Here is a 9677-nt window from a genome sequence, read left to right as displayed (position 1 = left end):
TAGGGGAGTAGGGGAGTAGGGGAGTAGGGGAGTAGGGGAGTAGGGGAGTAGGGGAGTAGGTAAGCTAGTCGGGTGAAAGTTTGCGGATTAGAAGTCGAAGAAGCTTCCCAACGCTTTCGGTACTCGCCAACAATGAAGCCGCGGTCGCCTTCGGCGCGATGCCGGTACGCTCGGCGATCAGAAGCTGAGTTTCCAGTTTCCTTCAATGATCCTTGAGCGATACGGAGAAATTGTTGATAGGAACCTCGGATCTCTCTGCCATATCCCTCCGCAATGTTCGACGGCACTGAGCTTGCAGCGCGCCGCACTTGGCTGGTCAGTCCATAAAGTTCTTCCTTGGGCCATGATTTCGTCGCGCCGTAAACGGCCACAGCAAGGTCCATTGCCTGCTGCCAGACTATCAAATCCTTGTAGGAACCCGTTTTCTCAGCCATTCGTCCCTACTCCCCTACTCCCCTACTCCCCTACTCCCCTACTACACGTTCAGCAGCAAATACTCCCTCTCCCACGGGCTGATCACTTCCATGAAGGTCTCGAATTCCGCTCGCTTGATCGCCGCATAGGTGGCGGCAAATGACTTGCCGAGCAGCGCGCAGAGTTCCTCGTCTGCCTCGAACAGGTCGACGGCTTCGAGCAGGCTGCGCGGCAGGTCGATCTGGTCCTCGTTGGCGGTCGTCAGAACCGGCGGCTCGGCCTGGATCTTGTTGGTCATGCCGATCAGCCCGCAGGCGAGCGATGCCGCCATCGCCAGATAGGGATTGGCGTCCGAGGACGGGATGCGGTTTTCGACGCGCCGCGCCGCCGGGTCGGAGCGGGGCACGCGGAAGGCCGTGGTGCGGTTGTCGTAGCCCCATTTGTTGTTGACCGGCGCCGAGGCCGACTGCGTCAGCCGCCGGTAGGAATTGACATACGGCGCAAACATCACCAGCGCGTTCGGCACATGTTTCTGCATGCCGCCGATGAAGTGGAAGAAGGCCTCGGTCTCCGAGCCGTCCTCCGCCGAAAAGACGTTCTTGCCGGTCTTCTTGTCGATGATCGACTGATGGATATGCATGGCCGAACCGGGCTGCCCCTGGATCGGCTTGGCCATGAACGTGGCGTAGATTTCGTGCTTGAGCGCCGCTTCGCGGATGGTGCGCTTGAACATGAACACCTGGTCGGCGAGTTCGATCGGATCGCCGTGACGCAGATTGATTTCGAGCTGGCCGGCGCCCTCCTCGTGGATCAGCGTGTCGATCTCCAGGCCCTGGCTTTCGGAGAAATGGTAGATGTCGTCGATCAGTTCGTCGAATTCGTTGACCCCGGCGATCGAATAGCCGGCACCGCCGCCGATCGGCCGCCCGGAGCGCCCGACAGGCGGGGTGAGCGGGTAGTCCGGATCGGGGTTCTTGCGCACCAGGTAGAACTCGATCTCGGGCGCCACGACCGGTCTCAGCCCACGCTTGTCATAGGCGGCAAGCACGCGCTTCAGCACGTTGCGCGGCGTGAACTCGACCGAGCGGCCGTCCTGGTGGACGAGGTCGCAGATAACCGCCGCGGTAGGGTCCTCCTCCCACGGCACCACCGTCAGCGTCGAGAGGTCAGGCATCAGCTTGAGGTCGCCGTCGTCCTCCGGATAGTGGAAGCCGTTGCCGTCCTCCGGATAGCCGCCGGAAATCGTTGTCATGAACACCGCCGAAGGCAGCGCCAGCGAGGTGTTGGAGGTGAACTTCTTCGATGGCATCATCTTGCCGCGCGCAACCCCGGCCTGGTCGGGTGTGATGCATTCGATATCTTCGATGCCGCGCCATTCCAGCCAGGCGCTGACTTCCTTCCAGTTCTTGACGCCACGTTGGTTTTTCACGAAGGCAGGCGTGCGGGCGCGTCCTCCGCGGCTCGACGGACGGACTTCCTTTTTTGCAGGCGGCATCAATCACCAGATTTGTTGCAGATTGTGGAGTATAGCCGTTGCCGACGACGAAAGGGAAGGGGAGCCGGCTGGCGTGCGCCTCGATAACCGGGGGAACACAACGACTTCCGGATAAAAGCCTCCTGGTCTAGGGTCGGCCTCCCGCAACGCTGCAATTAATGGGCCGCATGCAACACAGCCGCAAACTGACGACGATCGGCTTCGACGCCGATGACACGCTGTGGCAGAACGAACAGTTCTTCCGCGTGACCGAGAGGCGCTTTGCCGCACTGCTCGCCGATCACGCCGAGGAGGACCGGATTTCAGCAAGATTGCTGGAGGCCGAGAAGCGCAACCTCGCGGTCTACGGCTTCGGCATCAAGGGGTTCACGCTGTCGATGATCGAGACGGCGATCGAGGTCACCAACGGTCAGGTGCCGGCCTCGACTATCGCCGAAATTCTCGCGGCGGGCCGCGAGATGCTCAGCCATCCGATCGAGCCGCTTCCGCATGCGCGCGAAACCGTGGAAAAGCTGGCCGGCGCCTACCGCCTGGTGCTGATCACCAAGGGCGACCTGTTCGACCAGGAACGCAAGCTCGCGCAATCCGGCCTGGGCGAGCTGTTTGATGCGGTCGAAATCGTCAGCGACAAGAGCGCGGCCACCTATACCCGCATCTTCAGCCGGCACGGCGACGGCCCGGAAAAGGGCATGATGGTCGGCAACTCGCTCAAATCGGACGTCGTGCCGGCCATCGAAGCCGGCAGTTGGGGCATCCACGTTCCGCATGAGCTGACCTGGGTGCTGGAACATGTCGAGCCGCCGGTCTCGGCACCACGCTTTCGCCAGATAGCCAATCTCGGTGAACTGCCCGGCTTGATCGAGCGTATCGGCGAGATTGATTGATCAAGTCTGGAGTCGACGCATCGCGGTAGGGGTCAGTTGCGCCCAATTCCGATCAGCCGGTCGATCACCGGCTGCAGCCGCTCGGTGGTGATCGGCTTGACGACCACTGCATCGATGACGCTGGACAGGCCCAGGCTCTCTGGAGTGCCGGTCTTGATTGAAAGCAGGATCACCGACGGAAGCGATTTGCCTGACGCCCTTCGCAGTGCATCAATGCCCGACAACAAGGCGTCGCAGTCCCCGTTCTCCGCTCCGCCGTCGAGAACGACAGTCCCGGGAATCAGCGCGTGCAAGGCCTTTGCCGCGGTTTCGGGAGTTTCCGAGATCGGTTTGAGGCCGGACCGCTCCACGATCTTTGAAACCACGACCCGGTTGATCGGTGATTTTCCGACCACCAGCACCCGCGAGAAATCCGGGAGCATCCGCGTCTCCACGTCCCGGCTAACGAAAGCCAGCTGTTTTGCAGTCTCGATATCGCGATTCGCTGGGCACATGGCGGGGCAGGCCGTTGTTCAATGTTTCAATGCAGGGTTGTAACTCGAGAGGTAATTGGCGTGAGATCATTGCTCATGTCAAGCTCAAATGGCATATCAGGAGAATATCGCGAGAAACATTAAAATTAAAATTAAGTGCTTTTCTTTGCCGCCGCTCGAAAGGAGAAGTCGCCATTACAACTGGGCAGGCTTCAGCGAAGTTTGGCTGTGCAGTGCGAACGCATCAACTCGCAGCCGTAGCCAGATTGACGCAGGTTGGATGAAGGCGAGGCAAGTCTGTCGCGAGCTTGTCGTATCGCCTCGCTGGACTATCCTTCCTCGTTGGCTAAGCACGTCTCTTTGAGCGACGGGAGATGACAATGGAACTCGTGACTCACAAGAAATTTAAAAACGGCCGGTTGATGCCATGGGGAAAGGGTACGGTCGTTACCGGCGCAAAGGGGTTTGTCTACCTTTCCGGAAACACCGCGACGGCCGAGGACTACGATCCGATCGGCAAAAGCGGCGGCGGCGCCATTGGCGATGCAGCGGCACAGTGGCGCGCAATTCTCACCAACATCAAATCAGATCTGGAGGAGCTTGGCAGTGCGCTCGAGCATCTCATCCGGCTGACCTTCTTTGTTAAGGGGCCATTTCCCGATGGCGGCGTGCTGAGCTCGCCCAATTTTCGCCTGGACGTCTTGGACGAATTCTTTGCCGTGCACTGCCCGAAGCACTGCAGCTACAACAACCCGCCGCCCTCGGAAGTTATTGGAGTTGCAGCGCTTGCGCAGTCTGATCTTGTCATTGAAATCATTGCACTAGCAGCTCTGCCGGACTAGACAGAGCCGCAGCCTGCGAGGTGCGATAGCATGCGTTTAAAAAAGGCGCGGTGCCGTAGAATTCATCAGTCGTGGCTCCGCTGTGTGACGATGACCGGGATCAGCAGATCGCCCCAGTTGCCATCGCCGCCATGGTGCCGTGCCGAGCGCACCAGCTCGACCGAGACGCCGGCCTCGACCGCCTTCATCACCGACTGATTAAGCCTGTGCAGATCGTTCGCCAGCATTCGGATGGTCGCCTGCTGGTCGACATTCATGCTGGTGGCCTGCTCTTCGGCCCGTTCCTTGACGCGGCTTATCGATGCCATTGGTCTTCTCCTTGTGTTGCCATGCCCGTTTGGGCGTTCCCTCTGTTTGTCTGCTACCCCGTTATTCCGCCGCCGGCCTGAACTGGGCGTGCTCGGTCGATCCATGCATGGCCGTGGTCGAAGACTGGCCACCGGTGATCGCCATCGAGACGGCGTCGAAATAGCCGGTGCCGACCTCGCGCTGGTGCTTGGTGGCGGTGTAGCCATTGGCTTCCGCGGCGAATTCCGCCTCCTGCAGTTCCGAATAGGCTGCCATCTGCCGCTCCTTGTAGCCGCGGGCGAGCTCGAACATGCCGAAATTGAGCTGGTGGAAACCGGCCAGCGTAATGAACTGGAACTTGTAACCCATGGCGCCGAGTTCCTTCTGGAACTTCGCAATCGTTGCGTCATCGAGATTCTTCTTCCAGTTGAAAGACGGCGAGCAATTATAGGCAAGCAGCTTGCCTGGATGATGCTTGCGCACGCCCTCGGCAAACGTCCTGGCCTGCCCCAGATCGGGCTTGGAGGTCTCGCACCAGATCAGGTCCGCATAGGGCGCATAGGCGACGGCGCGGGCGATGCAGGGCTCGATGCCGTTGCTGACATGGTAGAAGCCCTCTGCCGTGCGGCCGGCGCCATAATCGACGAAGGGCCGGTCGCGTTCGTCGATGTCGGAGGTCAGGAGCTTTGCCGCTTCCGCGTCGGTGCGCGCCACGACCAGCGTCGGCGTGCCCATGACGTCGGCGGCAAGGCGCGCCGCGTTGAGGTTGCGGATGTGTGCGGCGGTCGGGATCAGCACTTTGCCGCCGAGATGGCCGCATTTCTTCTCCGAGGCCAGCTGGTCCTCGTAATGGACGCCGGCCGCACCCGCCTCGATGAACGCCTTCATGATCTCGAAAGCGTTGAGCGGCCCGCCGAAGCCGGCTTCGGCATCGGCGACGATCGGCGCGAACCAGGTGTCGACCGACAGCCCCTTGCCTTCCGAAGTCTCGATCTGGTCGGCCCGCTGCAGGGTGCGGTTGATGCGCTTGACCAGTTCGGGCGCCGCATTGGCGGGATAGAGCGATTGGTCCGGGTACATGGCGGAAGCGGTGTTGGCATCGGCGGCGACCTGCCATCCTGACAGATAGATCACCTTCAGCCCGGCCCGCACCTGCTGCATTGCCTGGTTGCCCGACATGGCACCCAGCGCGTTGACGAAATCCTCTTCATGGATGAGCTGCCACAGCCGGTTTGCGCCCATTTCGGCGAGGCTCTGCCGAATCTGCACCGAGCCGCGCAGCCGTTTCACGTCCTCTGGCGAATACGGCCGTTCGATGCCATCGAAGCGACCTTGCGGCGCCGACGGGACAAGGTTGTAAAAATCGGTCATTGGTCACTCCAGGCTGGCTTTAATGCCGGTTTCGGAAACGCCGTACAGGAGAAATATGTGCGCCGTATGTGTGACATCATTTACATGTCGGCACTAGGCAAGCGAGACAAACTCCGAAATTGCCGATGAAATAAGAGAAAACCTGTGTTGTGTTTGACTGATGAGAGCTGTAAATTTGTCATGATTGTAAACGCCGCTATGCGATCAGCGGATGTAAATTCTTGTCAAGGACAGTCGATTGGCCGACCACAAAATCTTTGCCGGGCCGCGCATTCGTCGCATCCGCAACGCCAAGGGCCTGACCCAGACGGCGATGGCCGAAGGGCTCGGCATCTCGCCGTCCTATCTCAATCTCATCGAGCGCAACCAGCGGCCGCTGACGGTGCAACTGATCTTGAGACTGGCGTCCGTCTACAAGGTCGACCCACATGAATTGCAGGGCGAGGCGAGGGGTTCGGTCGCCGATTTGAAGGAAGTGTTTTCAGATCCGTTGCTGGCCGGCGAACTGCCGGGCGACCAGGAACTCATCGAACTTGCCGAGGCGGCGCCCAACGCTTCCGCCGCTGTGATAAAGCTGTTTCGCGCCTATCGCGAGCAGGCCGAGCGATTATCGGATCTCAACGAGCTGCTCGCGCGCGAGGGCAAAGCCACCGCACTCTCCGGCGCCCGGCTGCCGATCGACGAGGTGCATGAGATTTTCGAACGCCGGCCGAACCATTTTGCCGCGCTCGAAGAGGAAGCCGAGTCATTTACGTCGGTGCTCGATCCCGGCGATGATCTGTTCAGTGCGTTGAAGGCCTGGCTGCGGCGTGAATTCGGCATCGTCGTCAAGGTACTGCCGGTCGCCATCATGCCCAACTGGCGCCGTCGCTATGACCGTCACTCGCAGCGCCTGTTCCTGTCCGAGCGCCTGTCGCCATTCGATCAGCTGCGCGAGGTGGCTATGGAGGCCTGCCTGATCCGCATGAGCGTCGTTGTCGCTGCCGAGATCCAGGCGCTGAAGCTGGCCACGGACGAAGCCCGCCGGCTGGCACGTTTCGAGCTCGGCCGCTATGCCGCGCACGCTCTGATGATGCCCTATCAGCCTTTTCACGCCGCCGCGGTCCGTGCCCGTTATGACATCGACATGTTGCGGTCGCGCTTCGGCGTCTCCTTCGAGCAGGCGGCGAACCGGCTGACCACGCTGCAGCGGCCGGGTGCGTCGGGCGTGCCGTTCTTCATGCTCGAGGTCGACAGTGCCGGCAATCGGTTCCGCAAGGCGGGCAGCCACGGCTTTCCGCAAAGCCGCTTCGGCGGCGGCTGTCCGAAGCTGCCGGTCCATGCCGCCTTCGCCCAGCCCGGCCAGATCCTGGTCGAGGCAGTGGAAATGCCCGACGGCGCAGCGTTTCTCTGCATGGCCCGCACGCTCGAGGGGCCGCAGGGCTCGTTTGCCGAGCGACCGCGGCGCACGGCGCTGCTGCTCAGCTGCGACATCGGCTTTCGCGACGAGGTCGTCTATGGAGCGGCATTGCCGGGGCCGGCCGCCATCGGCAAGACCGGACAGAGCGCCGCTGCGTCGGCGACGCCGGTCGGCCCTGCCTGCCGGCTGTGCGAACGCATCGGCTGCCTCGCCCGCGCCGAGCCACCCGTGACACGTCCGCTCGGCCTCGACGAGATGGTGACGGGACTGTCGGCTTTCGATTTCCAGTGAGGCCGTGGCAGCTTGCTGGCCAGAGAAGATCATACGCGGTTTCACGGCAGGAAAATAACAAGCTGTCCCTTGGGACATTGATCGTCGAAGTATTGATTCAGCATCGGCCGTGAGATATCAAAAGACGAATTGGGCGACGATCGGGGGATCAGGGATGGGCAGGACGTTTTTTTGGCTTGGCTTGGTGCTTGCCTTTTCGATCTGCCCCGCATTTGCGGAAAAGTCCGCGGACTTCTTCAAATCCTATCAACAGTATAATGACGCCGGCAAAGCGTTCCTGGACAAGATCGATCCGAAGACTGGCGCGATAGACCTAGCCGAAGGCGTGCACCTGGACCTCAAGGACAAATTCTATTTTCTGAACAAGAAAGATACTGCCTCCGTCCTGACGGAAGCCTGGGGCAATCCACCCGACGCCGCTTCCGAATCGCTCGGCATGATCTTTCCAGTCAGCAATGACCCCATTGCCGAGAACAATTGGGGAATAGAGCTGAGATGGGAGAAGATAGGTTACGTCGACGACAGCGAGGCGGGATCCATCGACTACAATGAACTGCTGCGCAACATGCGGGCGGATACCTTGTCGGGCGACGATCAAAGGGTAAAGGACGGCTATTCGCCCATCACTCTGATCGGCTGGGCATCACCGCCCGTGTACGACGCAGTCAACAAGCGTCTGCACTGGGCCAAGGAACTGCAGTTCGGAAACGATGCAGTCCACACGCTTAACTACGACGTTCGCTTTCTCGGCAGGGAGGGCGTTTTCGTGATGAGCTACATCGCAACTGTGGACCAGTTGCCGGAAATCAAGCAGAGTCTCGATGAAGTGCTTGATCTTGCTGTCTTCAAGCCCGGCAAAACATATTTGGACTTCAGACCAGGCGTCGATACGGTTGCGGCGATTGGCATCGGTGGCCTCATTGCCGGCAAACTGGCGGCAAAGGCAGGATTTCTGGTGGTAGCGCTCATCGCGCTGAAAAAATTCGGCATTTTCCTGCTGATTCCCTTGGCAGGTCTCTGGCGCTTCATCCGCGGCAACAGAACAACCTCCTAGATCGATTTCATCGGCTCAACTCTCAGGCCTGCTGATAGCTGGGTGCCCCAAACGGAACACCGCGCTGGATCACGCCCGATCTCCGTCTTTGCGTTACGCGATTAAGGCACGTTTCTGTCGTGTGCATCGTGCTGCCCCGAAATCGCCGACAGTCGTAGTCATGACCGACATATCATCACCGCAGATCGCCGTTTCGCCTCCGCGAAATGAGGAGCGTATCGGTTTCCTGCTGGTGTTCCTGTCGGCGCTGATGTGGAGCCTCGGCGGTACCATTGCCCGTTTCATCGATGCCGGAGACAGCTGGACGGTGGTGTTCTGGCGCTCGGTCTGGGCTGCCGCCTTCCTGCTCTGCTTCATGGTCTGGCGCGACGGCTGGCGTGGCACGCTAAAGCTGTTTCGTGGCATGGGCCTGGCCGGCCTTGCGGTGGCGTTCTGCTTCGCCACGGCCTCGACCTCTTTCGTCGTGGCGCTTGCTTATACCACCGTCGCCAACATCCTCCTGATGCAGGCCGGCGTGCCGCTTCTGGCGGCGCTGTTTGCCTGGGCGCTGTTTCGCGAACGGGTGGCCATGGCGACCTGGCTGGCAATTGCTGCCGTCATTGCCGGCGTCGCTATCATGGTGTCGGAATCGCTCGATGGCGCGGTGTCGCCGATCGGCGACGGGCTGGCGCTGCTCATCGCCGTCATGTTCTCGATCGCCACCGTCATCACGCGCCGCTTTGCCCATGTGCGCATGACCCCGGCGACCTGCCTCGGCACGATGCTGGCGGCCGCCTTTGCGGCCTCCCAGGCGTCGGCGCTCGGCGTTTCCAGCCACGATATGGGCTTCCTCTTTGCCTTCGGCGTGATCAATCTGGGGCTCGGTCTCGCCTTCTTCGCCACCGGAGCTCGACTTGTTCCGGCCGCTGTCGCGGCGCTGCTCGGCACGTTCGAACCGATCCTTGGCCCGATCTGGGTCTGGCTCATCCATTCCGAGGTGCCGTCGGCGCGCACCATCGTCGGCGGTGCGGTCGTCGTCACCGCGCTGCTCGTCCACATCGGGCTCGAGTTCAAGCGTCAGACGCGGCCCGCGCGAGCGGGCGTCACCGGTGTGCCTTCGCCTAATTGATGCAGTGCGCGGGTCAAAGCGAGATGAACCATTGACAACGTCGCAGCCGCGCGGGCAG

At 61.0% G+C, this 9677-nt stretch carries 9 protein-coding genes and 1 pseudogene; 5 read left to right on the top strand and 5 right to left on the bottom strand.

Annotation, left to right across the window (positions count from 1 at the left end; translation table 11 throughout):
* Positions 1-64: 64 nt before the first annotated feature.
* Together NKH23_RS24735 and NKH23_RS24730 are read right to left on the bottom strand one after the other, a co-directional pair.
* Positions 65-434: pseudogene (locus NKH23_RS24735) on the bottom strand (four helix bundle protein).
* Positions 435-475: 41 nt separating this feature from the next.
* Complete coding sequence (locus NKH23_RS24730) at positions 476-1909, bottom strand: glutamine synthetase family protein (RefSeq protein ID WP_352450926.1); 1434 nt, start codon at positions 1907-1909, stop codon at positions 476-478.
* A gap of 167 nt (positions 1910-2076) precedes the next feature.
* Here NKH23_RS24730 and NKH23_RS24725 point away from each other — a divergent pair, with 167 nt between their 5' ends.
* Positions 2077-2793: an HAD family hydrolase gene (locus NKH23_RS24725; RefSeq protein ID WP_352715840.1), complete on the top strand. Its 717-nt coding sequence runs from the start codon at positions 2077-2079 to the stop codon at positions 2791-2793.
* A gap of 32 nt (positions 2794-2825) precedes the next feature.
* Here NKH23_RS24725 and NKH23_RS24720 read toward each other — a convergent pair whose 3' ends face one another.
* Entirely contained in the window at positions 2826-3215 is a 390-nt protein-coding gene (locus NKH23_RS24720) for an ANTAR domain-containing protein (RefSeq protein ID WP_352715508.1), read from the bottom strand.
* Between the two features lie 431 nt (positions 3216-3646).
* On the opposite strand from NKH23_RS24720, the gene NKH23_RS24715 reads away from it, so the two are divergent.
* Positions 3647-4108 (top strand): RidA family protein, encoded by a 462-nt coding sequence (locus tag NKH23_RS24715; protein ID WP_353024936.1) that lies wholly within the window; start codon positions 3647-3649, stop codon positions 4106-4108.
* A 65-nt stretch (positions 4109-4173) separates the two neighbouring features.
* Here the strand turns inward: NKH23_RS24715 and NKH23_RS24710 are convergent, their stop codons facing one another.
* Both NKH23_RS24710 and aceA read right to left on the bottom strand, forming a co-directional pair.
* Positions 4174-4416 carry an SMc00767 family acetate metabolism repressor gene (locus NKH23_RS24710; RefSeq protein ID WP_023719402.1) on the bottom strand — a complete coding sequence of 81 codons (243 nt, stop codon included), beginning with the start codon at positions 4414-4416 and terminating at the stop codon, positions 4174-4176.
* A 61-nt stretch (positions 4417-4477) separates the two neighbouring features.
* Entirely contained in the window at positions 4478-5767 is a 1290-nt protein-coding gene (gene aceA, locus NKH23_RS24705) for an isocitrate lyase (protein ID WP_353035519.1), read from the bottom strand.
* Between the two features lie 238 nt (positions 5768-6005).
* Between aceA and NKH23_RS24700 the strand changes: the two genes are divergently transcribed.
* The 3 genes from NKH23_RS24700 to NKH23_RS24690 all read left to right on the top strand — a co-directional run bounded on the left by NKH23_RS24700 (position 6006) and on the right by NKH23_RS24690 (position 9619).
* Entirely contained in the window at positions 6006-7457 is a 1452-nt protein-coding gene (locus NKH23_RS24700) for a helix-turn-helix domain-containing protein (protein WP_352715501.1), read from the top strand.
* A 154-nt stretch (positions 7458-7611) separates the two neighbouring features.
* On the top strand, positions 7612-8511 hold the full coding sequence (locus tag NKH23_RS24695) for a DUF2167 domain-containing protein (protein WP_353024933.1): 900 nt from the start codon (positions 7612-7614) through the stop codon (positions 8509-8511).
* Between the two features lie 160 nt (positions 8512-8671).
* Positions 8672-9619, top strand: coding sequence for a DMT family transporter (locus tag NKH23_RS24690; protein WP_352715496.1), 948 nt, complete (start codon positions 8672-8674; stop codon positions 9617-9619).
* Positions 9620-9677 lie beyond the last annotated feature (58 nt).

Source organism: Mesorhizobium sp. M1328 (genome assembly GCF_040318075.1).
Lineage (GTDB): Bacteria > Pseudomonadota > Alphaproteobacteria > Rhizobiales > Rhizobiaceae > Mesorhizobium.
Note: the sequence above shows the minus strand (reverse complement) of the source record. Positions and strands in the feature narration are given on the sequence as shown.